The sequence below is a fragment of the Gordonia sihwensis NBRC 108236 genome (assembly GCF_000333035.1).
Classification (GTDB): Bacteria; Actinomycetota; Actinomycetes; order Mycobacteriales; family Mycobacteriaceae; genus Gordonia; species Gordonia sihwensis.
In genome coordinates this window covers 39,423-62,347 of sequence record NZ_BANU01000028.1, presented here as the reverse complement: position 1 = coordinate 62,347, position 22,925 = coordinate 39,423, and the positions used below count along the sequence as shown (strand labels likewise).

23 protein-coding genes and 1 pseudogene are annotated in these 22,925 nt (G+C 69.4%); 14 read left to right on the top strand and 10 right to left on the bottom strand.

All coding sequences use genetic code 11. The annotated features are described in order from the left end of the window. Positions 1-16: 16 nt before the first annotated feature. Positions 17-511: an SRPBCC family protein gene (locus tag GSI01S_RS15250; RefSeq protein ID WP_006897493.1), complete on the top strand. Its 495-nt coding sequence runs from the start codon at positions 17-19 to the stop codon at positions 509-511. Beyond that, positions 508-879, top strand: coding sequence for an SRPBCC family protein (locus GSI01S_RS15245; RefSeq protein ID WP_006897492.1), 372 nt, complete (start codon positions 508-510; stop codon positions 877-879). Before GSI01S_RS15250 ends, GSI01S_RS15245 begins: the two co-directional genes overlap by 4 nt. A gap of 21 nt (positions 880-900) precedes the next feature. On the opposite strand, the gene GSI01S_RS15240 is transcribed toward GSI01S_RS15245, so the two are convergent. Further along, positions 901-1,938 carry a LacI family DNA-binding transcriptional regulator gene (locus tag GSI01S_RS15240; RefSeq protein WP_006897491.1) on the bottom strand — a complete coding sequence of 346 codons (1,038 nt, stop codon included), beginning with the start codon at positions 1,936-1,938 and terminating at the stop codon, positions 901-903. A 140-nt stretch (positions 1,939-2,078) separates the two neighbouring features. Here GSI01S_RS15240 and GSI01S_RS15235 point away from each other — a divergent pair, with 140 nt between their 5' ends. Together GSI01S_RS15235 and GSI01S_RS15230 are read left to right on the top strand one after the other, a co-directional pair. After that, a complete protein-coding gene (locus GSI01S_RS15235) occupies positions 2,079-3,266 on the top strand; it encodes an acyl-CoA dehydrogenase family protein (RefSeq protein WP_006897490.1) in 1,188 nt (395 codons plus the stop codon). Further along, on the top strand, positions 3,263-4,387 hold the full coding sequence (locus GSI01S_RS15230) for a CaiB/BaiF CoA transferase family protein (RefSeq protein WP_006897489.1): 1,125 nt from the start codon (positions 3,263-3,265) through the stop codon (positions 4,385-4,387). Before GSI01S_RS15235 ends, GSI01S_RS15230 begins: the two co-directional genes overlap by 4 nt. Positions 4,388-4,400: 13 nt before the next feature. Here GSI01S_RS15230 and GSI01S_RS15225 read toward each other — a convergent pair whose 3' ends face one another. Further along, a complete protein-coding gene (locus tag GSI01S_RS15225; RefSeq protein ID WP_006897488.1) occupies positions 4,401-4,880 on the bottom strand; it encodes a winged helix-turn-helix transcriptional regulator in 480 nt (159 codons plus the stop codon). Positions 4,881-4,990: 110 nt separating this feature from the next. Here GSI01S_RS15225 and GSI01S_RS15220 point away from each other — a divergent pair, with 110 nt between their 5' ends. The 4 genes and pseudogenes from GSI01S_RS15220 (at position 4,991) to GSI01S_RS15210 (ending at position 7,398) form a co-directional block, all read left to right on the top strand. Further along, a complete protein-coding gene (locus tag GSI01S_RS15220; protein WP_006897487.1) occupies positions 4,991-5,407 on the top strand; it encodes a PaaI family thioesterase in 417 nt (138 codons plus the stop codon). Between the two features lie 33 nt (positions 5,408-5,440). Continuing rightward, positions 5,441-6,070 (top strand): annotated as a pseudogene (locus tag GSI01S_RS20545) (cysteine hydrolase family protein); the annotation flags it as partial. Further along, complete coding sequence (locus tag GSI01S_RS20540) at positions 6,050-6,616, top strand: TIGR03086 family metal-binding protein (RefSeq protein WP_439644241.1); 567 nt, start codon at positions 6,050-6,052, stop codon at positions 6,614-6,616. The pseudogene GSI01S_RS20545 and the gene GSI01S_RS20540, both read left to right, overlap by 21 nt. A 26-nt stretch (positions 6,617-6,642) precedes the next feature. Beyond that, positions 6,643-7,398 (top strand): LysR family transcriptional regulator substrate-binding protein, encoded by a 756-nt coding sequence (locus tag GSI01S_RS15210; RefSeq protein WP_006897485.1) that lies wholly within the window; start codon positions 6,643-6,645, stop codon positions 7,396-7,398. Positions 7,399-7,414: 16 nt separating this feature from the next. Here GSI01S_RS15210 and GSI01S_RS15205 read toward each other — a convergent pair whose 3' ends face one another. Further along, positions 7,415-8,827, bottom strand: a complete 1,413-nt coding sequence (locus GSI01S_RS15205; protein ID WP_006897484.1) for a serine/threonine protein kinase — start codon at positions 8,825-8,827, stop codon at positions 7,415-7,417. 133 nt (positions 8,828-8,960) lie between these two features. Here GSI01S_RS15205 and GSI01S_RS15200 point away from each other — a divergent pair, with 133 nt between their 5' ends. Further along, positions 8,961-9,863, top strand: coding sequence for a D-isomer specific 2-hydroxyacid dehydrogenase family protein (locus GSI01S_RS15200; protein WP_039867826.1), 903 nt, complete (start codon positions 8,961-8,963; stop codon positions 9,861-9,863). 182 nt (positions 9,864-10,045) lie between these two features. Here GSI01S_RS15200 and GSI01S_RS15195 read toward each other — a convergent pair whose 3' ends face one another. From GSI01S_RS15195 to GSI01S_RS15180, 4 genes are read right to left on the bottom strand one after another with little or no spacing between them, the layout of a single operon-like run. Beyond that, positions 10,046-11,692 (bottom strand): FUSC family protein, encoded by a 1,647-nt coding sequence (locus tag GSI01S_RS15195; RefSeq protein WP_006897482.1) that lies wholly within the window; start codon positions 11,690-11,692, stop codon positions 10,046-10,048. Then, positions 11,689-12,306, bottom strand: a complete 618-nt coding sequence (locus GSI01S_RS15190; protein WP_006897481.1) for a class I SAM-dependent DNA methyltransferase — start codon at positions 12,304-12,306, stop codon at positions 11,689-11,691. The genes GSI01S_RS15195 and GSI01S_RS15190 overlap by 4 nt, the downstream gene beginning before the upstream one ends. 4 nt (positions 12,307-12,310) lie before the next feature. Then, positions 12,311-13,210, bottom strand: coding sequence for a LysR family transcriptional regulator (locus tag GSI01S_RS15185; RefSeq protein WP_006897480.1), 900 nt, complete (start codon positions 13,208-13,210; stop codon positions 12,311-12,313). Between the two features lie 41 nt (positions 13,211-13,251). Beyond that, positions 13,252-14,568: an oxygenase MpaB family protein gene (locus GSI01S_RS15180; RefSeq protein ID WP_006897479.1), complete on the bottom strand. Its 1,317-nt coding sequence runs from the start codon at positions 14,566-14,568 to the stop codon at positions 13,252-13,254. Positions 14,569-14,637: 69 nt separating this feature from the next. Between GSI01S_RS15180 and GSI01S_RS15175 the strand changes: the two genes are divergently transcribed. Next, positions 14,638-15,273 (top strand): TetR/AcrR family transcriptional regulator, encoded by a 636-nt coding sequence (locus GSI01S_RS15175; protein ID WP_231650119.1) that lies wholly within the window; start codon positions 14,638-14,640, stop codon positions 15,271-15,273. A 94-nt stretch (positions 15,274-15,367) separates the two neighbouring features. Continuing rightward, positions 15,368-16,390 (top strand): YeiH family protein, encoded by a 1,023-nt coding sequence (locus GSI01S_RS15170; protein WP_006897477.1) that lies wholly within the window; start codon positions 15,368-15,370, stop codon positions 16,388-16,390. Positions 16,391-16,467: 77 nt separating this feature from the next. On the opposite strand, the gene GSI01S_RS15165 is transcribed toward GSI01S_RS15170, so the two are convergent. The 3 genes from GSI01S_RS15165 to GSI01S_RS15155 all read right to left on the bottom strand — a co-directional run bounded on the left by GSI01S_RS15165 (position 16,468) and on the right by GSI01S_RS15155 (position 19,813). After that, positions 16,468-16,890: a DUF779 domain-containing protein gene (locus GSI01S_RS15165; protein WP_006897476.1), complete on the bottom strand. Its 423-nt coding sequence runs from the start codon at positions 16,888-16,890 to the stop codon at positions 16,468-16,470. Positions 16,891-16,901: 11 nt separating this feature from the next. Continuing rightward, positions 16,902-18,425: an acetaldehyde dehydrogenase ExaC gene (gene exaC / locus GSI01S_RS15160; RefSeq protein ID WP_006897475.1), complete on the bottom strand. Its 1,524-nt coding sequence runs from the start codon at positions 18,423-18,425 to the stop codon at positions 16,902-16,904. Positions 18,426-18,535: 110 nt separating this feature from the next. Further along, positions 18,536-19,813, bottom strand: a complete 1,278-nt coding sequence (locus GSI01S_RS15155; protein WP_006897474.1) for a sigma-54-dependent transcriptional regulator family protein — start codon at positions 19,811-19,813, stop codon at positions 18,536-18,538. A gap of 210 nt (positions 19,814-20,023) precedes the next feature. Between GSI01S_RS15155 and GSI01S_RS15150 the strand changes: the two genes are divergently transcribed. The 3 genes from GSI01S_RS15150 to GSI01S_RS15140 are packed head-to-tail and all read left to right on the top strand — an operon-like array spanning position 20,024 to position 22,912. Further along, positions 20,024-20,962 (top strand): ABC transporter ATP-binding protein, encoded by a 939-nt coding sequence (locus GSI01S_RS15150; protein WP_006897473.1) that lies wholly within the window; start codon positions 20,024-20,026, stop codon positions 20,960-20,962. A gap of 26 nt (positions 20,963-20,988) precedes the next feature. Beyond that, positions 20,989-21,765: an ABC transporter permease gene (locus tag GSI01S_RS15145; RefSeq protein ID WP_006897472.1), complete on the top strand. Its 777-nt coding sequence runs from the start codon at positions 20,989-20,991 to the stop codon at positions 21,763-21,765. 34 nt (positions 21,766-21,799) lie between these two features. Beyond that, complete coding sequence (locus GSI01S_RS15140) at positions 21,800-22,912, top strand: sensor histidine kinase (RefSeq protein ID WP_006897471.1); 1,113 nt, start codon at positions 21,800-21,802, stop codon at positions 22,910-22,912. Positions 22,913-22,925 lie beyond the last annotated feature (13 nt).

Sequence of the window (22,925 nt, the reverse complement as noted above, 5' to 3'; positions counted from 1 at the left end):
GCTCTATGGTCGAACTGTGAACCCCGCACGTGCTGAGCGCGACCTGGACGAGTCGATCCGCATCCACGCGGCACCTGATCGAGTGTGGTCGCTGCTGATCGATCCCCGGACGATGACGCAGGCGAGTCCGGAACTGTTCGCTACCACGCGCCGTCGTCGCGGACCGCTGCGCGCCGGCGAGACGTTCGTCGGATGGAATCGGAACGGACTGGCGCTCTGGCCGACGGTCAACACCGTGACCGCGTTCGACATCGGCCGGGAGATCGCGTGGCATACGCGATCGAGCGGAGCGGTGTGGACCTACACTTTGACCGCCGACGCTGACGGGACCGTGCTCCGCGAGCGCCGCCGGTTGCCCGACGGTGCGTCGGCCACCGCGCGGCTGTTCGCCCGCGTCCTGCTCGGCGGTATCGAACGCCATACCGATGAACTCTCCGAGCACGTGTCCGCGACGCTGGCCTGGATCAAGTCGGCGGCGGAGAGCGCACCCGGCGACGACCGTCCGGAGTGATCGAGCCGCTTCGGACCGTCATCGGCGAGCGGATCCGCGACCTGCCAGCGCCGCCTCGGGCGGTGTTCGAGGACTTGATCGATCCGAAACGACAGCCCGCGCGTCCGTGGCTGAGCCTCCTGGACGACGAAGCGGTTCCAGGAGTGACGATCGTCGCTTCCGAACATCGGGTGATCTGGTCGTCGATCTGGAAGAGGCGCCCGGACGCCCGAATCGAGTTCGAGCTCGCCTCGCGCGGCACCGGGACTCGGCTGACGTGGCGGCTCGATGTCACAGGCGAGGTGCCGGACGCATCGTTGACCGGTCATATGCGCAAGCGAGTCAACGAGTTGCTCTTCGCCGGGCTCCGATACAGCTACGGGCAGTGATGTCACCCGTCGACGAACCCGTCAACGCTGGCGCGCCGTCGAACCCCGTACGACCAACCGGACCGGGAGCCGGACGTCGTCCGGTTGGGGGGCGGTGCCGGAGACCATCCCGAGGAGTAGGCGCACTCCCGCCGCACCGATCTCGTGTGCGGGCGTGACGACGGTGGTCAGCGGAACGGGGAGCTGCGCGGCCACCGGGATGTCGTTGTAGCCGACGACGCCGAGATCGCCGGGGATGGACAGACGCAGGTCGCGGGCCACGCCGAGCAGGCCGATCGCCATGGTGTCGCTGACGCAGAAGACGGCGTCGGGCCGGTCGTCGCGGGTGAGCAGTGAGCGGGCCGCGTCGATCCCGCCCTGCACATCCATTCGAGCGTGCGCGATGCGATGGTCGGGGATGCGGACGCCCGCGTCGCTCATCGCGTCGAGGAAGCCCGACAGCCGGTCGTGGCCGGTCGTCGCGAACAGTGGACCGCCCACCGCCGCGATGCGCCGGTATCCGCAGTCGAGCAGATGCCGCCCGGCGAGCGCGCCGCCGAGACGGTCGTCGCCGCCGGCGAAGGGCAGACCAGACCCGGCATGGCGGTTCAACGCCACCGCGGGGACGGTGAGCTTCAATCGGCGGACGAACTCGGCCGCCGGGCTGTGCAGACTGCTGAGGATCAGACCGTCCACCTGACGGCCCGTGAGCAGTTCGATCGCCTGTCGCTGCGCGTCGGGGTCGTCGGGCGGGCTGGACAGGAGCACCGAGTACGAGGCTTCGCGTGCGGCCTGCTCCACGCCCTGGTAGACGGTCGCGACCACGCCGTCGGTGAGCCGCGGCATCACGGCGCCGATGGTCGTGGTGCGCCGGGTGCGCAGGCTCGCGGCCCACAGGTTGGGCTGATAGCCGAGTTCCTGCGCCACCTCGCGGACCCGCTTGGCCGCCTCCGACCATCCGTCGACCGGTTCGGTCTGCCGCAGTACCCGCGAGACCGTGGAGACGTGCACACCGGCACGTTCGGCGATCTCTTTCATCGTCGGCGGGCGCGTGCGGCGCGGGCCGGAGTGATCTGTCATCGGGTGGGTCCTCGTCGATGGGCATTGACGTCGATGGGCATTGACGGCTCGCCGCCGTGATGGATACTCTCACTCCACCATATGCAATCGATTGCGCAAAGCATTGCAGCCACCTCGTCCCCGAACTCAGGAGAATCCTCATGGCCGACACCCGCACCGTCACCGAACTCTTCGCCCTCGACGGACTGCTCTCCGACGAGGAGAAGGCGATCCGCGACACCGTCCGGAAGTTCGGCGCGGAGAGGATCCGGCCGCACATCGCGGGCTGGTTCGACGAGGCGCGGATCCCGGCGCGCGAACTGGCCAAGGAACTGGGCGGACTCGGGGTGCTCGGCATGCACCTCGACGGTTACGGCTGTGCGGGGATGAGTGCGGTGACCTACGGCCTGGCGTGCCTGGAACTCGAGGCGATCGACTCGGGCATCCGTTCGCTGGTCTCGGTGCAGGGCTCGCTCGCGATGTTCGCCATCCATCACTGGGGCAGTGATGAGCAGAAGCAGCAGTGGCTGCCGCAGATGGCGGCGGGCGACGCGCTCGGCTGCTTCGGGCTCACCGAACCGGATTTCGGGTCCGATCCGGGCGGCATGCGCACGCGGGCGGTCCGCGACGGCTCCGACTGGGTGCTCAACGGCGCCAAGATGTGGATCACGAACGGTTCGGTGGCCGACGTCGCGGTGGTGTGGGCCAAGACCGACCTGGCGCAGGGCGCCCGGGGGATCCGCGGCTTCGTCGTCCCGACCGACACGCCCGGATTCTCGGCGCCGGAGATCCGCGCCAAGATGTCGCTACGCGCATCGGTGACCTCGGAGCTGGTCCTGGAGGACGTGCGTCTGCCCGAATCGGCGATGCTGCCCGAGGCGGCGGGTCTGAGCGGTCCGCTGAGCTGTCTCAACGAGGCGCGCTTCGGGATCATCTTCGGCTCCATCGGTGCCGCCCGCGACTGCCTGGAGACCGCGATCGAGTACGCGTCGACCCGCCGGGTGTTCGACAAGCCGCTGGCCGCCTACCAGCTCACCCAGGCCAAACTGGCCGACATGGCACTCGAGGTCGGTAAGGGACACCTGCTCGCCTACCAGCTCGGCCGGCTCAAGGACGCCGGTGAGGTGGAGCCGGCCCAGGTGAGTCTCGGAAAGCTCAACAACTGCCGGGAGGCGATCAAGATCGCCCGCGAATGCCGCACCATCCTCGCCGCCAACGGGATCACCCTGGAGTACCCGGTGATCCGGCATGCCAACAACCTCGAGTCCGTGCTCACCTACGAGGGCACGTCCGAGGTCCACCAGCTCACCATCGGCCGCGCCCTGACCGGCGAAGCCGCCTTCCGGTGACGGGCGACGGCGCTGGCGGAGCCCTCGACGGGCTGCTGATCGCCGACTTCGGCCGAGTGCTCGCCGGGCCCTACGCGACCATGCTCCTTGCCGACCTCGGCGCCGAGGTGGTGAAGATCGAACGGCCGGGATCGGGTGACGACACGCGGTCGTGGGGGCCGCCGTACGCGGGCGGGCAGGCGACGTACTTCCAGGCGGTGAACCGCAACAAGTCCTCGCTCGCGCTCGATCTGCGCGACGCCGACGACCTCGCCTCGGCTCGGGACCTCGTCGCACGGGCCGACGTGGTGGTCGAGAACTTCCTGCCGGGAGCCATGGACCGGCTGGGTCTGGGCTATTCCGAAGTCGCCGCGGTCAACCCCGGCGTCGTCTACTGCTCGATCACCGGCTTCGGCGGACACAACGACCTGCCTGGATACGACCTCTTGGTGCAGGCCGTCGGCGGTCTGATGAGCATCACCGGCGCGTCGCCGGAGGAGCCGACGAAGGTCGGCGTCGCGCTGGTCGACGTGGTGACCGGTCTGCACGCGGCCGTCGGCATCCTGTCGGCACTGCGCCACCGTGACCGCACCGGCCGAGGGCAGCGGGTGGAGGTGAACCTGCTGTCGTCGCTGCTGTCGGCACTGGCCAATCAGGGTTCGGGATACGTCGGCGCGGGTGTGGTCCCGCGGGCCATGGGCAACATGCATCCGAGCGTGGTGCCGTATCAGCCGTTCCCGACGGCCGACCGTCCCCTGATCCTCGCGGTAGGCAACGACCGCCAGTTCTCCGCGCTGACCGCCGAACTCGGCGCCCCCGGGATGGCCGACGATCCGCGGTTCGCCACCAACTCCGACCGCGTCGCCAATCGCGAGTCGCTCATCGACGAACTCACCGAGCTGCTGCGCGCCGACACCGCCGACGGCTGGTTCACCCGATTCGCGGCGGTCGGAGTCCCATGCGGACCGGTCAACGACATCGCCGAGGCGTTCGCATTGGCCGATCGGCTCGGACTGGAACCGATCGCGCAGGTCGACGACCCGCGCCGCGACGCGCCGGTCAGGACGGTGGCCAATCCGATCCGGATGTCGGAGACGCCGCCGGTCTATCGGAGCGCTCCGCCGGAGCTGGGAGAGGACTGACGGCGCGGATGCGTCAGGCGACGGGCCCGGTGGCGCGCTTGCGCGCACCCGGACCCGGTTCATTGCGTACCTCGCGCTGGGGCACGGGGTGCCCGGCGTCGCAGACGATCTCGGTGCGCACCGGAGCGCCGCACCCGCGGTGCACCACGTTCAGCGACGGGCCCGCCGGGTCGGCGCGGTGCTTGTCGCCCCACCGGAGCATGGAGATCAGCACCGGCTGAAGGTCGAGCCCGGCGTCGGTGAGTCGATACTCCTTCCGGCGCCGCGACCCAGGCTCCCGATACTCGGAGGCCACCAGCACGCCGGCGTCGAGGAGCCTGCGCAGACGGTCGGACAGGACAGAGTCGGAGATCCCGGTGTGCTGCTTGATGCGGTCGAACCGGCGCACACCATTGAATACCTCGCGCAGCACGAGCACGCTCCAGCGGTCGCCGATGACGTCGAGCGTGCGCTGGACGGAGCAGTTGTCGGTGTCGAAATCCAGCCAGTCCACGTCGCCAGTCTAGCTGGCTTCGATGTTGACAGTCAGTTGATCGGCGATCTAACTTCTCTATCAGAAGTCAGCGGCAACGTGTCGCCGACATCGATCGCAGGAGAGACACGATGACCGACACCGCACCGATTCCGTCGACGTCGAGCGAGTTCATGGACGCTTCCGGCCTCGTCGTCACCGAGGCCTCCGGCACGCGCGTGGAGGGATACGCCGATCTCGACGAGCGGCACCACACGCCGTTCGGTGTGGTCCACGGCGGCGTGTACGCGGCCATCGTCGAAAGCGCTGGCAGCATCGGCGCCAGCGTGGCCGTGGCCGACCGCGGGCAGTTCGCGGTGGGGCTGAACAATTCGACGGACTTCCTGCGGTCGTCGCGAGGTACTCGTGCGCGGGTGGTCGCCGAACCGATCGTTCAGGGCCGCACGCAGCAGCTCTGGCTCGTCCGGATCAGCGACGAGGCCACCGGCAAGGATCTCGCCCGCGGGCAGCTGCGCCTTCAGAACATCCCGCTGCCGGCGGGCGACTGACGCCCTGCGCAGCGCTGTGCGACCATCGATGACGTGGCCGACTACCTCGTTCCCGACTGGGCCGACGCGGCGCTGGTGCTCATCGACGTCCAGCGGGACTTCGTCGACGGCCCGGCCGCTGTGCCGGGTACGCGCGAAGCCATTCCGGCGATGACGGCGGCGGTCGCGGAGTTCCGTCGGCTCGGCCGGCCGGTGGTCCACATCGTGCGGTCGTACCGCCCGGGGGAGAGCGACGTCGACCTGCTCAGGCGTGCCGCGGTCGAGGCCGGTGACGCGGTCGTCGCGCCGGGCACTCCGGGAGCTGAGATTCCCCCAGATCTGCTGCCCGGTCCCGTCGAGTTCGATTGGGATTCACTGCGATTCGGTGCGGTGCAGCAGATCGGCGCTGCGGAGTACGTGGTGTACAAGCCCCGGTGGTCGGCGTTCTTCCGCACGCCCCTCGACTCGCTGCTCGGTGACCACGACGTGAGCACCGTGGTGGTCGCGGGCTGCAATCTGCCCAACTGCCCCCGGGCCACCCTCTTCGACGCCTCGGAACTCGATTACCGCACCGTCCTGATCTCCGACGCGACCTCGCAGGTCACGCCGGCTCGGCTGGCCGATCTGGAGTCGATCGGCGTGCAACTGCGCACCGCCGACGAGGTGGTCGCAGCACTGGCCGGCGACGAACTGCTCGGTTCCGCGGAGACGCTGTGGGTGGAGTTGCTGGAGCGGGTCGACGGCGATCTCGACCGCGCCGGCGGCTGCGGCGACTGGACGGTCCGACAGCTCGTCGACCATGTCGCGGGCGGTGCGCAGCGGTACGCCATCCTGCTCGACGGCGGCAGCGCGGCGGACACGGCGGCTACCCGCGGTGTCGACTACATCGGCGCCGATGCTGTCGGCAGCTTCTGGGAACAGGAGCACCGACTGCGGGAGGCGGCCGAGCACGCGGATCTGAGCGCGCTGGTCGATCACCGGGCCGGGCGGCGCACCGGCGCCTCGCTGATGCATTTGCGGCTGCTGGAACTGACCCTGCACAGCAAGGACCTCGCCGACGCGCTCGGCGTGGAATGGACGCCCCCGGCGGAACTGGTCGCTCACCTGCTCGATGTGGGCACGCCCATCATCGAGGACCTTCGCGCGCTCGGGTTGTTCGGTCCGGCGCTGCCCGCCGCCTCCGATCACCCCGCCGACCGGCTGCTCGCCGTCGCCGGACGCGGCGCGTGACCGCCCGGCCCCGATAGTCTTTCCCCGTGACTCCCGACTCGGCCGAGAACGCCGCCGCGCACCGCCGCTTCCGTCTGGCGTACGTCCCCGGCGTCACGCCGGCGAAATGGGAACGCAAATGGCGCGAACGGTTCGCCGACGTGCCGCTCGAGTTGGTGGCGTGCAGCGTGTCCGACAGCGTGCGGCTGCTCGCCGACGGCGCGGTCGACGCGGCCGTCACACGCTTGCCGGAGGCCCTCGACGCCGTCGATCCCGGACCCCATCACACCATCGATCTGTACGTCGAGACCACTGTGGTCGTGGTTCCGAAGGACCACTACCTGACCCTGACGGACGAGTTGCGCGCCGACGACGTCGCCGACGAGACCTTTCTGTCGCCCCTCGACGACGCCCTCACCTGGGATCGGTGGCCCGGGCCGTTGCTCGACCACCGTCCGGCGACCACCGCCGACGCGATCGAACTCGTGGCGGCCGGCACCGGACTGCTCGCCGTGCCGCAGTCGCTGGCCCGGCTGCACCATCGCCGCGACCTCGTCTACCGGCCGCTGCTCGACGCCCCCGTCAGCCGGGTGGGACTGGTCTGGCCGTCGCCCACGTCCCAGCTCGCCGACGAATTCGTCGGACTCGTCCGTGGTCGCGGGGCGAACTCGTCGCGCGGCAGGGAGCCGCAGCCCAAGCGGACCGCGAAGGAGAAGGCTGCCGCCAAGCGGGCGAACCGCGAGGCGGCGGGCAAGATCGCAGGCAATAGCTTCGGCAAGGCCGCACGACGCGGTCGGCGGTAACGATGAGGGTCGGAGTCTAGTAGCCCCAGGTCAGAGTCCCGTCAGTGTCGGACTCACAGGTTGCGATTGCGTCGGTACCGCTGATCCGGGCGCGCGCCCCGGGTTCGGAACACTCAGTACCGTACGTCACAGCAGGACGAGACTGGTGTGTACGGTCGGTCCACGCGCCGTTCTCTGCGCTGCAGAACAGTGTGCCGTCAGCGGAGATGTCACCGAACTGATCCAACCCGCACTCCTGCCCTTCGACGGGTTCGGGCGTGACGGTCACGGGTTCGGGCTCCTCGGTCGGCGTGACCTGCTCGTAGACCGTGGCGATCGCAGGAGCAGTGGTGGTCGATGGCGTGGATGTGACGTGCGTCGTGACCGTGGTCTGTGTGATGGGTGCCGAAGCTGTCGGCGTCTCGTCCCGTTGCTGGAAGTACGCGTACGCGGCGGCTCCACCGACTGCGAGGACCGCGGTCGCGGCGAGTGCCGAGACCGCCGTGATCCATCGGTTCCGGCGCGACGACGATCGGTGGTGCGGATGGCGCCCTGGAACCGAGTGCGTTCCGACAATCGTCTGGGCGTAGGCCGGAACGGTCAGCGGCGTTGTTCTGCCATCCAGCGCATCGGACAACGCAGCCACGAATTCGGCACAACTCGAGTATCGCGAGTCGGGCTCTCGCGACAGGACTCGAGTGAACACCGAATCCAACGTCGCCGGCAGATGCGGGGCGAACTTTGAAAGGCTGGGCGGCTCACCGTTCAAATGAGCCGACATCAGCGCGGTCATAGTCTTACCGGTGAAGGGAGCCTGCCCAGAGAACAAATGGAACGCGGTACAACCGAGTGAGTAGATGTCTGATCGGTTGTCGATTTCCGCGCCCTCAATCGCTTCCGGGCTCATATACGCCAAGGTGCCGACGGTGATTCCGGTGGAGGTCAAGGTCGTCGTCTCTTCGGCCGCTTTTGCGATGCCGAAGTCGGCGAGCTTCACTGCCTCGACGGTGTCGTGATCGTCGATCGCGAGAAGGATGTTCGCGGGCTTCACGTCGCGGTGGGTGATCCGCTGCTTACGCCACGCGTAGTCGAGCGCTGACCCTGCGCTCGCGACTAGAGACATCACTCGGGTAGGCGACAGCGGGCCAGTCGATTCGAGCAACTGGCCGGCATCGGTGCCTTCGACGAACTCCATGGTGGCCCAGAGACGGCCGTCGTACTCGCCGCGGTCGTACAGCGTAACGATGTTCGGGTGTGACAGTTGGGCCAGAAGATCCGCCTCACGCTGGAACCTGGCTTTGAACTCGCTGTTCCGCGAGACACCCGCGTCGAGCAGTTTCAATGCATCACGACGCGGCAGACGGGGATGCTCGACGAGAAACACCTGTCCCATCCCGCCGGCGCCGAGAGTGCGCAGGATCCTGTACCCGGCGATTTCCGTCATCTCCATGAAGTGCTCTTTTCGGTCGCAGCATCGACCGGGCAAGTGTGCCATGCGAGCCGATGGTGAATCGAACGAATGGCACGCGTGATCGGCACAGAGCATTCGGTCTACCGTGGGACCGGAGATTGAGGAGGCGCTCGTGAAGATCGCGATCGAACCGGTTGTGGACCGGCACCTGTCGGAGGCGGTGACCGGAGCCGGAAGTGAGGTGACCGGGCTCGACGACGCCGAGGCTCTCGTCTGGATCGGCGGGCCGGACGGCTTCCCGCAACTCGGCGACGCCGTCCGCTGGGTGGCGCTCAGTACCGCCGGTATCGAACGCTTCGTCGACGCCGGCGTCTTGGACGGCCGTCGACTCTGGACCAACGCCTCGGGCTTCTACGCAGCGGGCGTCGCTGAACACGCCCTCGCGTTGCTGTTGGCCGGGCTGCGGCAGATCAACACGGCGGTCCGGGACGGGTGGGCGAAGGAACGGATCGACCCGGCCGTCCGGACACTGCGGGGTGCGACGGTCGCGATCATCGGTGCGGGCGGGATCGGGCGCGAGCTGACGCCGCGTCTGGCGGCGTGCGGCGCCTCGGTGATCGCCGTCAACCGCAGCGGCCGCGCCGTCGAAGGCGCTGAGCTGATGCTGCCCGCCGACCGAATGGACGAGGTGTGGGAGCGTACCGACCACGTGGTGCTCGCCGCACCCGACACTCCGGATACCCGTCACCTGCTCAACGACGAGACCCTCGGCAGACTGCACCCGCACAGCTGGGTCGTCAACATCGCCCGCGGGCCGCTGATCGATCAGGCTGCTCTTCACCGGGCGTTGTCGGAGGGAGTGATCGCGGGCGCGGCGCTCGACGTCACCGATCCGGAACCGCCCGCGGACGACGACCCGCTCTGGTCGCTGCCCAACGTCATCATCACCCCGCACGTGGCCAATCCGGCGTCCGGGCTCACGCGCGAGATGGCGCCCTTCCTCGCGGAGAACATCCGGCGGTTCGAGGCGGGCCAGGAACTGCTGGCGGTGGTCGAGCCGGATGCGGGGTACTGAGGGGGTCGGTGAGTGTGGGGTGTGGCGGTCGGTAGGTTTCGACTCGCTGCGCTCGCTCAACCAGCCTGTGGAAGCCTGCTCGACCAGCCTGTTGGAGGTCGCTCAACTGGCCTGTTGGAGGTCGCTGGGGCAGGAGGGTTTCGACTCGCTGCGCTCGCTCAACTGGCCTATATGAAGGCTGCTCAACCTGCCTGTCCAGGGCCTCGCTCAGTCGGGGGAGGGGTGAGGCCGATCGTGCGGCTCGCGGTGACGCGGTCGGCGAGGTCGGCGCGGATCGTCTCGCCGATCAGGGTGTCGGGGCCGGCGCGCCAGCAGGCGCCGAGCGTGTCGTAGCCCACGGATCGGACCGCCGCATGGGCGGGCCAGTAGCGGTACGCCCAGGCGGGCTCGTCGTTCGCGCTGTCGGTCGCGGCCAGCTCGGCTTCCAGCAACTGCCACTGGAGGTCGCGCCGCGACACGCGCATGGACGCCGACGCGGGGACATCCGTGCTCGCCCGGTTCAACACATCGGAACACGCCGCCCTGGCCGCCTCGTCCGCGGAGCGGAGGGTGCTGCGGTGGATCCGCGGGAACAGCAGCCACATCGTCGCCACCGCGAACGCGACGCCCAACAGGGTCTCGATGACGCGTGAGAGCATCTGCTCGCCGAGCGGCTGAGTCGGCGCTCCCATCAGCAGCGCGAGCGGCGTGATGAAGGTGACCGCGAGCGCGTAGTTGGTGGTGACGGTCAGCTCGATCATGATGTTCAGCACGGCCAGCACCACGATCAGCGCGGCGACGTGCAGATCGAGTGTGTGCAGCACGGCGAAGATCGCCAGACCGCCGAGCGTTCCGAGCACGCGGTGCACACCACGCACCGCGCCGCGGACACGGTCGGGCCCCAACTGCAGCACCAGGACCGCGCCCATGATCGCCCAGTCGGGGCGTCCCAGGCCGGCGAGGACCGAGACCCCGCCCGCGAGGAGCGTCGCCACCGTCGCCCGGGTGGCCGTCACTGTCGCGTGGCTGTCGAGGCGCGCTCCGAATCTGAGGCGGTGCACGATGCTGGGACGGGGGAGCGGCGCCATCAGAGCGCCGGCCTCGGCGCCGTGAACGCGGTGATGAGTGAGCCAGAGACGATGTGCGAGATCGCCGTCGATCTGCGCCGCGTCGTGCAGCACCGACCACGCGTTCAGCGTCGACGCCGCGACACTGTGCCTGCGGGAGGGCTCGCGGTTGTCGGCGAGGAAGCGCTCGCCCTCGGCCAGTGCGGTCTCGGTGGCGGCGATCTCGGGTCCGTGTGGGCGCCACAGTCCGGGCGACATGCTGACGATGAACGCGGCGGCCGCGCCCGCGGCCGTACACAGGGCCACCGTCGCGGGGGAGCCGCCGGCGCGGCAGACGACCACGGCGACACCTCCGACCAAGACCAGGAAGAACGGACCGGGAGGCCCCAGACGCAGGGTGTTCACCCCGAACACCGAGACGGCGGTGAGCGCCGCGAGCGCGCCGACCATCGTCATCTCGCGAGCCGTCGATCCACCCGGACCCAGCCATGAGCCGAGCGCGCCGAACAGGGCCGCGGAGGCGACCAGCAGCAGACCCGTGGTGAGGTTCACCCGCCACCTGATCCGGTACGGGCGACGTTCGCCGTACATCAGCGCGAACGAGCCCAGTGCGGCGAGGACCGCGTTTCGCTCGAATCCCAGCCCGTACAGCGTCAGCGCGGGCAGCAGGAAGGCCAGCCCTCCGCGCAGTGCCGGAGCCCAGCGTCCACGGGTGGACGGCCGCGACAGGAGTAGTGCGCGGACCGACGGTCGCGACGGCGGGACCGGAGCGTGATCGGTCATGGGCGCCGCGCCGCCAGATGGACGTCGGGGAAGCGGTGGTCGGCGTCCGCTCGGCTCACCGTGCGCCAGATCTCCGCGAAGCCGGCCGCGACGACCGCGTCGGCGAGCGCGTCCGGATGCCAGCGCCACGCCTTTGCGACGGCGTGATCGAATTCGTGCACACCGGGCTCGTCGGCGGCCTGCGTCGAGATGAGCACCACGGCGCCGGCGGACAGTCGTGCCGACCAATCGACGAGGATCTCGCGCACCTCGTCCGGAGGTACGTGGATCAGGCTGTGCCGCGCCACGACGCCGCCCACCCGTGACAGGTCGACGGTGACCAGCCGGGCGTCGTCCGTCCGGAGCGTCAGCTGCGGGTGCCTCCGTCGGGCCACCGCCAGCATTCCGGCGCTCGGATCGACGCCGCACACGCTGAGCCCGCGTCCGGCGAGATGCGCGGAGACACCGCCCGTGCCGCAGCCGACGTCGACGACCCCCGCATCCGGCCGCGACTCGAGCACCATGTCCGCGAAGGCGTCGACGGCCCGGCGCTCGAGCGCCGTCTGAAACGGATCCGGAAACGTTCTGTCGTAGAGGTCGGCGAGGGCGTCGTAGCCGGGCTGGTCGGCGGTCACGGATCTATTGTGCCGACCGGCGGGCGATCCGGACGAGTTCGGCCGCGGGGCCCTGGAGAGTGCGTGGCGGTCGCCACACGGCGCGCAGTTCCCGGGTCAGATCGAGCCCGTCCACATCGATCACGCGCAACTCGCCGCTGCGCGCGGACTCCTGGACGGCGAGGGTGCTGAGCACGGCGGGGCCGACCCCGCCGGCCACCGCGGTGCGGATCGCGGCGCTGCTGCCGAGTTCGAGGATCGGCGGGGCGATGTCGTATCCGGTCAACGCCACCTCCAGTGTCGTGCGCGTGCCCGATCCGGGTTCGCGGACCAGCAGCGGCGTCGCGGCGAGTTCGGCGATGTCGATGGGGCGCCGACGGCGCGACCATTTGTGGCCGGGCGGAACGACGAGCACGAGGCGGTCGCGCGCGACCACCGCGCTGTGCAGTCCGGACGGAATCGACGGGCTCTCGACGAAGCCGACGTCGCAGGCGCCCGAGGCGACGGCCTCGAACACCGCGCTGGAGTTGCGGACCCGCAGGTGCACGGTGGTCTCGGGATGGTCGGTGCGGAATGTCCCGAGCCACAGGGGCATCAGGTGTTCGGCGACCGTCATCGAGGCGTCGACGGTCACCTCGGCGGCGGTATCGCTGAGCAGCCCGGCCGCCACATCCAGCAGTGCGCGCGCATCGTCGACGGTGCGTCGGGCCCAATGCACCAGCACGGTCCCATCCGGGGTGAGGCGGGAGCCGGTGGTGACCCGATCGAGCAGACGGACGCCGAGCAGGCGTTCCAGCCGCCCGATGGCCCGTGACGCATTGGGCTGTGCGACGTGCAACGCGCGGGCCGCCGCGCTCAGACTGCCGTGGTCGTCGACTCCGACGAGCAACTCGAGCGCCCCCAGGTCGATCGATCGCAAGTCCACGGCTGGACAGTACCCCGGTCGCGCCGGCGGTCGTGCATCGTTCAGTGCGCGACGGCGTACTCGGTGTGGTCGGTCCGGAACTCCGGCTTGCCGTAGTCGGCGAGCCGTCGCTCGACCATCCGCGTCGCGTACCGGTCGACGTGCGGGGCGAGGAACGGGATCCGCGTCGCGTACTGGGCGGCCGCGAGGCGACCGACGATGAACGGTGCGGTGACCGCGATCCTGGCGAAGTCGGCGGCGGCGATCTCGACGCCCATCCGTGCCGCGGCACGGCGATTCCCCTGGCAGAACGCGATCATGAACGCGATCTTGCTGTAGCTGCGCTCGACGGATTCGGCGGCACGGTCGAAGGCGGTGTGTCCCGAGCGCAGGTAGGCGTTCATCGTCGACGAGACCAGTGACGCGCACGAGCCGTCGAATCCGGCGCGCAGCAGCGCAGCGCGGCCGGTGAACACGTCGACCACTCCCCGGGGCGTGGCGGGGACCAGTTCCTCGGGAAGCCCGAGCAGGAAGCAGCGGTACCGGTGGAACTCCACCGTCGCCCGCTCGGCCCGGGTGAACTCGGAGCGACCCTGTCGCAATGCGCGCTGGGCGAGGATGAACGCGCCCATCAGACCGGCCGGTGCCTGATCGAGTTGGGGGATCGGGATTCCGTAGGTGTCGACATCCCAGGTTCCGGATCGGCGCAAGGCGTTGTACCGCACCATCGAATGCATCAGTCGCACCATCGCGGCGGCCTCGAACCCCGCGCCGTCGCGGTCGAGTGCGCCGGGCAGCGTGGTGACCGCGAAGAAGCTCGTCGTCTCGTTGACCCGCCGTGCCGCGCGTTTGCCGGTCAGTGCGCCGGTCATCACCATCGGAAGTGCGGCGTACAGATTCGTGAAGGTGGCGATGAACGCCCCGCGGGTGATGAACGGCGAGAGCAGCGCGGACGGCACTCGCGACAGGCGGGCGCCTTCGGCGACCAGGTCCAGATCGATCCAGTCGGGGGTGGTCTCCATCGCTTCCAGGAACGACGCCAGTTCGGAAGGCGCGTCTTCGACGGCGTCGATCCCCTCGCGGCACGCCGTGCGGAGCATCGAGATCAGCTCCGAGACGCTGTGGTCGGCCGCGAGCGCCGCATACCTGTCGGCGACCACGTCGCCGAGCATCGTCGACGTGGTCATCAGCTCCACGATTCGCTCGTCCGACAGGTAGCGGGACCGGCCGCCCACCCACGCCGGTAGTGCCGATTCGACGTCCGGGTCAGTGGTGAACCGGTAGGGAACGCCGCTGAAGTCGACGTCGCCGTACACCTCGGGCAGGGCGTCGGCTTGTCGGCGGACCACGTCGGCGAGATCGGGGTAATAGGTGGTCACGGCGGCCCTCCGGGGTAACTAACACATTGTTAGTTACTAACTAACAATGTGTGAACTACGATGTCAAGGGTGACTTCGGAGAACGTGCGTCGGCGGATGAGCGGTGCGGCCCGGCGTGAGCAGATTCTCGACGTCGCTCTCGCGATCGTCGACCGCGAGGGCTTTCACGCCGCGACCCCCGCCCGCATCGCCGACGAGGCCGGAGTGCACCGGACGCTGATCTATCAGCAGTTCGGCGACGTCACCGGACTGTTCGTCGCGCTGGTCGATCGCGAGGGCGACCGAGACCAGGCCGACTTCGCGGCCGCTGTCGCGAGCGCGGAGGGTCTCGCCGGACTCGAGCAACTGCGTGCGGTGCTCGCGCGGCTGATCGAGGCGATCGACGAGAATCCGGCGAGCTGGCGGCTGTTTCTGTCGCCCCCGCTGGGGGCGCCTGCCGAGTTCGGCCGGCGGCTCGAAGTGTCGCAGGAGCGGGTGCGGAAGTACCTGGCGGAGGTCGTCGCCGACATCGGGCTCGACCAGCTCGATCCGGAACTGACGGCGCGCGTGATGCACGCGGGTGCCCGGGAGCTGCTGGCCTTCCGGCTGGAGAATCCCGACTCGGCCGCCGTCGACCGGCTGCTGGAGTTCGCCGACCGGATGGGCGCCGGGCTGCTGATGCTGCAGAAGCTCGCCTCCCGGCTCGGCCGGGAGGCCAGTCTTTAGCGAGACGGACGGGGTCATGACCATATCGATTTGATATGTCTGCATATCGGATCTCCGGGTTCCCGATCGCCTCCGGTTCGCCGACCGTGGAGGTATGACTCAGACACTGCATCGTGCCGGAAAGTCCGGGAGAGGCGACCGGCCCGATCCCCGCGCCGTGGTTCCGGGGCTGCTGATCTGCGGCGCGGTCGCCCTCGCCGCCACCGGCATCACCATGCTCCTGCCTGCGGTCAGTCCGCTCCTGCTGGCCATCGTGATCGGCGCGGTGGTCGCCAACGTGGTCCGGCTGCCTGCCGCCGCGGCGCCCGGACTGACGCTGGCGTCGAAGACGCTGCTGCGCATCGGTGTCGCGCTGCTGGGGCTGCAATTGGTTCTCGGTGATGTGCTCGGACTCGGATTCGGGATGATTCTGGTGGTCGTCGCGATCGTCGTCGGCGGCATCGTCGGGGGTCTGCTCATCGGACGGGCGCTGGGCATTCCGTTCGCCCGCCGGCTGTTGATCGCCTGCGGCATGTCGATCTGCGGTGCGGCGGCGGTCGCGGCGGTCGACGGCGTGGTGGAGGCCGACGACGAGGACACCGCCACCGCGGTCGGCACCGTCGTCATCTTCGGAACGCTGATGATTCCGGCGATCCCGCTGCTCTCCCACGCGATGGGGCTCTCGGACGAGGTCGCGGGGCTGTGGGCCGGCGGCTCGATCCACGAGGTGGCGCAGGTGGTGGCCGCCGGCGGGATGATCGGCGGAGGCGCGCTCACCGTCGCGGTGGTGGTGAAGCTGGCCCGCGTGATGATGCTCGCGCCGGTCGTCACCGTGCTGAGCATCCGTCAGCGCCGCGCCACCGGGGTAGCGGGCAAGCGGCCTCCCATCGTTCCGCTGTTCGTGGTGGGATTCGTCGCGTGCGCGATCCTGCGGTCCACCGGAGTGCTGCCCTCGGCGGTCATCTCCGTGGGGCACGAGGCGCAGGTGGTGCTGCTGACGATCGCGATGGCGGCTCTCGGACTCGGCGTCCGCATGGAGGTCATGCGCAGGGTGGGATGGCGTCCCTTCGTCCAGGCGGCGCTGACCACCGTCCTGGTGGCCGGTGTGGCACTCGGCGGGGTGCTGCTCGCCGGGTGAGCTCCGATCGGGAAAACTTTGGCTCCCGGAACGGTCTCTCAGACCGTTCCGGGAGCCAAAAATTCTGCGGGTCGCCGCTACACGCCCAGGTCTGCCCCGGTCAGGGGCGGCGAATCCGCGAGTGCGGCGTTCTCCTCATCGGTGAACACCCGCGATCGGGACAGGAACCGGACGCCCTCGGGGGCTTCGAGGGAGAATCCGGCTCCGCGGCCGGGCACCACATCGAGGATCAGCTGCGTGTGCTTCCACAGTTCGAATTGGTCGCCGTTGATCCAGATGCGCACCGCGGGCAGCGGTTCGGGCAGTTCGACCTCGCCGACGAGCACGTCGCGCTGGCCGACCCGATACTCGCCGACCGGGTAGCACATCGGAGCGGAGCCGTCGCAGCATCCGCCCGACTGATGGATCATGAGCCCGCCGTGAAGCTCCGACAGCTTGGTCAGGAGCTCCACGGCGGAGTCGGTGGCAACCACGCGCGCGACGGTTGCAGGCTCGTTCATCGCACGCCGGCTTAGAAGAAGCCCTTGGCGCTCTGCGCGTAGCCGACCAGCAGGTTCTTGGTCTGCTGGTAGTGGCTGAGCATCATCAGATGGTTCTCGCGGCCGACGCCCGACTGCTTGTAGCCGCCGAAGGCGGCGTGCGCCGGGTAGTCGTGGTAGGTGTTGGTCCACACCCGGCCGGCCTGGATGTCGCGGCCCGCGCGGTAGGCGACGGCGCCGTTGCGGCTCCACACGCCGGCGCCCAGGCCGTACAGCGTGTCGTTGGCGATGGAGAGCGCGTCGTCGTAATCGGTGAACGAGGTCACCGACAGGACCGGTCCGAAGATCTCCTCCTGGAAGATCCGCATGTCGTTCTTGCCGCCGAAGACGGTCGGCTGGATGTAGAAGCCACCGGAGAGGTCGCCGCCCAGATCGGCGGGCTCGCCGCCGGTGAGCACCTTGGCGCCCTCCTGCTTGCCGATCTCCAGGTACGACTTGATCTTCTCCCACTGATCGTTGCTCGCCTGGGCGCCCATCATGGTGTCGGTGTCGAGCGGGTTGCCCTGCTTGATGGCGGCGACCCGGGCGACGGCGCGCTCGAGGAAATCGTCGTAGATGCTGCTCTGCACCAGCGCGCGGCTCGGGCACGTGCACACCTCGCCCTGGTTCAGGGCGAACATCGAGAAGCCCTCGAGTGCGCGGTCGAGGAAGCCGTCGTCGGAGGCCATCACGTCCTCGAAGAAGATGTTCGGGCTCTTGCCGCCCAGTTCCAGGGTCACCGGGATCAGGTTCTCCGACGCGTACTGCATGATGAGGCGGCCGGTGGTGGTCTCGCCGGTGAAGGCGATCTTGCGGATGCGGTTGCTCGAGGCGAGCGGTTTGCCCGCCTCGACGCCGAAACCGTTCACGATGTTCACGACGCCGTCCGGCAGCAGATCGCCGATCAGGCTCATCACGTACAGGATCGACGCCGGGGTCTGCTCGGCCGGCTTCATGACGATCGCGTTGCCCGCGGCCAGGGCCGGGGCCAGCTTCCAGGTCGCCATCAGGATCGGGAAGTTCCACGGGATGATCTGACCGACGACGCCCAGCGGCTCGTGGAAGTGGTAGGCGACGGTGTCCTTGTCGATCTCGGAGATGCCGCCCTCCTGGGCGCGGATGGCGCCGGCGAAGTAGCGGAAGTGGTCGATCGCCAACGGGATGTCGGCGGCGAGTGTCTCGCGGACGGCCTTTCCGTTCTCCCACGACTCGGCGACGGCGATCGCCTCGAGGTTCTCCTCCATGCGATCGGCGATCTTGTTCAGGACGGCGGCGCGCTCGGCGACCGACGTCTTGCCCCACGCCGGTGCGGCGGCGTGCGCGGCGTCGAGCGCCAGATCGATGTCCTCGGCGGTGGAGCGGGCCACCTCGCAGAAGGTCTTGCCGTCGACGGGCGACGGGTTCTCGAAGTACTGACCCTTCACCGGCGGAACCCACTTGCCGCCGATCCAGTTGTCGTAGCGGGACTGGTAGCTCATCAGCGAGCCGTCGGCTCCGGGCTTTGCGAAGACGGTCATGATGCTTGCACTCCTTCGTGGATTCACTTCAATCGGTGAGGTGAATCACACACTAGGGGTGATGTGGTTGCAGTCGCGTTGCATCGCGGCGCGGGGTGCGCCCGGCGCCCTCAGCGCCGCACTCCGAACCGCCGATCGAGCAGCCGGACCCGCCCCTGTGCGACCGCCCGCTGCGGATGTCCGGCGGGGAGCCGCTGGGCGAGCGCGTTCCACGCGGTGATGTCGTCCCGGCCGTGCGGCGAGGCGACCCACGCGTTCAGTGCGACGAGGTCGCCGGTGCCGAACATGCGCGATCGCAGGTCTTCGCGCACTTCGTCGAACAGTTCCACCACGCCGGGGGCGAGGGACTCGGCCAGCAGTCCGCCGCGCCCCAACGCCCGGACCGCCGCGGTCAGATCGCCCGCGGCGATGAGCCCGCGCAACTCGTCGACGTCGGAGCCGGCGTCGACGGTGAGCCGGTACGGGCGGGCGGCGATCACATCGCCGAGGTCGCGCCGCAGCCGCGAGATCTCGGCGCGCACGGTGACCGCGCCGAGCCCCTCGTCCGAGAGCATCGTCGCGAGTTGCTCGGTGCCCAGGCCTTCGGGGTAGCTCTGCAGCAGGAGCAGGATCTCCGCGTGCCGCGGTGACAGCGGTCGGGCGGCGCCCGCGGCATCGTGCCAGTGGGCGGGGCCGTCGGTCAGCACGGTCAGCCGGGGGCGCGTGTCGGGTCGGACGAAGGTCTCGGGTGCGGCGAGGTCGACGGCGCGTGATTGCAGTTCCCGCTCCACCGCGGCGACCACCGATCGGACCGCCGCGAGAGCGAACGGTGCCGCGGCCGCGGGTCCGCCGGTGACGTCGACGACGCCGAGCAGCTCGCCCGACACCGGATCATGCACCGGGGCCGCGGCGCAGTTCCAGTTCTGGACGGGACCGGAGAAATGCTCCGGACCGATGATCTGCACACCGCGATTCATCGTCAGGGCGAGTCCGGGCGCATTGGTGCCGACGGTGTCCTCGCTCCACACCGAGCCCTCGACGAAGTTGATGCGGGCCGCGGCGTCACGGGCGCCGTGGTCGCCCTCCACCCACAGGAGCCGGCCCTGGTTGTCGGTGAGCGCGACCACCACGCCGGAATCGGCGATGTCGTCGAGCATCAGCGACTGCACCAGCGGCCGCACGGCCGCCAGCCGATGCGACGAGCGGTAGGCGTCGAAGGCATCACCCGACATGGGGGCACCGGCGTCGTGGCCGGGTTCCACCTCACCGGGATCCACTCCTCGGCTGCGGGACCGCTCCCACGATTCCCGGACCAGCGAGCGCACGGAGTCGTCGGCGGGTGAGACACCGGCGAGGAACTGCTCGTAGGCACGGCGGACGCGAGTCGACACGCCGGCGCCGTCTCTCATCGCGTTCAACTCCCGACTGTTTTCGCAGGTCCTCGTCCTTCGATTGTGCCTGCACGGTGTGACCCGGGCAACGACCGGCCCCGTCGGCGGCCCGGGCTACACCGATTGCCGCGATCGCGAAGCGTTGTGCCGGGCCCATGACAAACGTCATGGCGAACCGATGACATCCGCTCTGGGTGACCGGCGTCCCCCGGCGGGAGAGTGAATGTCATGACACAGCGACATCTCACCCCAGCGCGAACCGCGTCGACGGTTCCGGCCATCGCCATCTCCGATCTGTCGAAGCGGTTCCGCGGCTCGAAGGGCGAGACCGTCCAGGCCGTCGACGGCATCGACCTTCAGATCCAGCCCGGCGAGGTGGTGGCCTTCCTCGGACCCAACGGTGCGGGCAAGACGACCACCATCGACATGATCCTCGGCCTCACCACACCCGACTCCGGCGAGGTGAGGGTCTTCGGCCGCGATCCGCGCGAGGCGGCGCGCGCCGGCCGGATCGCCGCGGTCATGCAGACCGGCGGACTGCTCGACGACTTCACCGTCGCCGAGACCGTCTCCACGGTCGCCGCGCTTCACGGGCGCACCGCCGACATCCCCGAGGTGATGCGCCGTGCCGACATCGCCGATCTCGGCGCTCGCAAGGTCTCCCGGTGCTCGGGCGGTGAGCAGCAGCGACTCAAGTTCGCGCTGGCGTTGCTGCCCGATCCCGACCTTATCGTCCTCGACGAGCCGACCGCCGGGATGGACGTGGAGTCGCGCAGGACCTTCTGGGCCGCCATGCGAGCCGACGCCCAGCACGGCCGCACCGTCCTGTTCGCCACCCACTATCTGGAGGAGGCGGACTCCTTCGCCGACCGCATCGTGATGATGGCGAGCGGCCGGGTGGTCGCGGACGGCTCCACCGCCGACATCCGCGCCCGGGCCAGCCGTCGCATCGTCTCGGCCGTCCTCGACGACGACGCGGTGCCCGGTCTCCAACGGGTGTTCCCGGACCTGGAGATCACCGAACGGCGCGGCGGCCGGATCTATCTGTCTCTCGAGAACTCCGACGTCCTCGCCCGCCACCTGCTGACCAGCACCCGTGCCCGCGACCTCGAGATCGCCAGCCACAACCTCGAAGACGCGTTCGTCGCGCTGACCACCGGCGCCTGACGCGCCGAGACCTGAAAGGCATTGCCATGAGTCTCAATTCCACCCTCGCTGCGAGCAGCGTGTCGACCGTCTATCTCCGTAACGACATCCGCCGCGTTCTGCGGAACCGGCGAGCGATGATCTTCACGGTCGCGATGCCCGCCCTCCTGTACCTCGTCTTCGGCGCCACCCAGAAGAGTTCCGAGACGGTCGGCAGCGGCAACGTCGCCTTCTACGTCCTGGTCGGCATGGCGTTGTACGGCGCGGTCCTGGCGGCGGCGTCGAACGCCGCCGCGGTCTCCATCGAGCAGCAGGCCGGCTGGACGCGCACACTGATGATGACCCCGCTGCGGCCCGCCGGTTACGTCTCGACCAAGGTCGCGCTCGCGTTGACCATGAGCGCACTGCCGGTGGTGCTGCTGGCCGTGGTCGGCGCGATCTCCGGAGCCACCGCCCCGGTCGGAGTCTGGGCGGTGTGCCTGGTGTTGGCGTGGCTCGGCTCGGCCGTCTTCGCGGCGCTGGGGCTGGCCCTGGGCAGCATTCTGAAGTCCGACGGCGCCATGCAGGCCCTCGGCGGCGTGCTCGCGCTGCTGGCCTTCGCGGGCAACGTCTTCGTCCCCCTGAACGGAACCATGCTGCGGATCGCCGAGTTCACCCCGATGTTCGGCGTCGTCTCGCTGGCGCGGTACCCGCTCGACCACGGGGTCACCGTCTACGGCACCCCGATCTCCCTGTGGGTGATCATCGCGAACATCGCCTTCTGGGCCATCGCATTCGCCGTTGCGGCAAGCTACTTCTACAACCGCAGCACGCGCAGGCAGTAGTTCGCGCCGTGCCGGGACCAGTTTGGAGGAACCGATGACCGCAGCGCCCGCCCCCACCTCACCGTGGCGGAGCGGGCGCTGGCTGTTCGCGGCCGTGTGGCTGCTGTTCATGGGGTATCCGATCGCCGGGATCATCACCGCCGACGCGCGATGGCTGATGAAAGCTCTGGCCCTGGCGATCATCGCGGTGTTCGTCGTCGTCTATCTGCTGCTGTGCGTGTACTCGATGTTCGACTGCGATCCCCGCTCCGCGCCGGCGCGCAACGCCGCGATCGCCCTGCTCGCGGTTCTGATGATCGGACTGATGCCGCTGCTGCGCGCGGACGCGTTCTCCTTGGCGCCGTTCGTGATGGCGGCGGTCGCCTTCGCGGCACCGTGGCGGGTGGGGTATTCGCTGGCCGGGGTGGCGGCGGTCCTCGTCTCGGCGGTGGTCGTACCGGAATTGTTCGGGTGGGAGCTCGACAGCGGCTTCCTGATCGTCCTGCTGGTCGTCGGCATCACGATGGGGTTCTCGCGCGTGATGCGCGACGGCGAGCGCGACCGGGAACTCGCCGCCGAACGCCAGCGGGAGCTGAACGGGCAGCTCGCGGTGGTCGCCGAACGCGAACGCGTGGCCCGCGACGTGCACGACATCCTGGGGCACTCGCTGACCGTGATCTCGGTGAAGTCCGAGCTCGCGGGCCGGCTCGTCGATCTCGATCCGGCGCGGGCGAAGCAGGAGATGGCGGAACTGAACGCGCTCGCCCGGCAGGCGCTCGCCGAGGTCCGGTCGACGGTCGGCAACCTGCGTGCGCCGGAACTGCCGAGTGTGGTCGCGGCCGCGGAGATCGCGCTGACGGCGGCGGAGATCGACGCCGACCTGCCGGATCCGGACGCCTACGACGGTCCGCACGCGGCGCTGTTCGCATGGGTGCTGCGCGAGTCGGTGACGAACGTGGTCCGCCACAGCGGAGCCACCCGATGCGTCGTGACGCTCACCGATCACAGCCTGACCGTCGCCGACAACGGTCACGGCTCGCCGCTGTTGACCTTCGGGAACGGCCTGCGCGGGCTCGCTGAACGGGTCGATGCCGGCGGCGGACGCCTGACGGTCGATTCCGATGCCACCGGCACCACGGTGACCGCGAGCGTGGACGAGGGACGGTAGGTTCTTCTCCGAG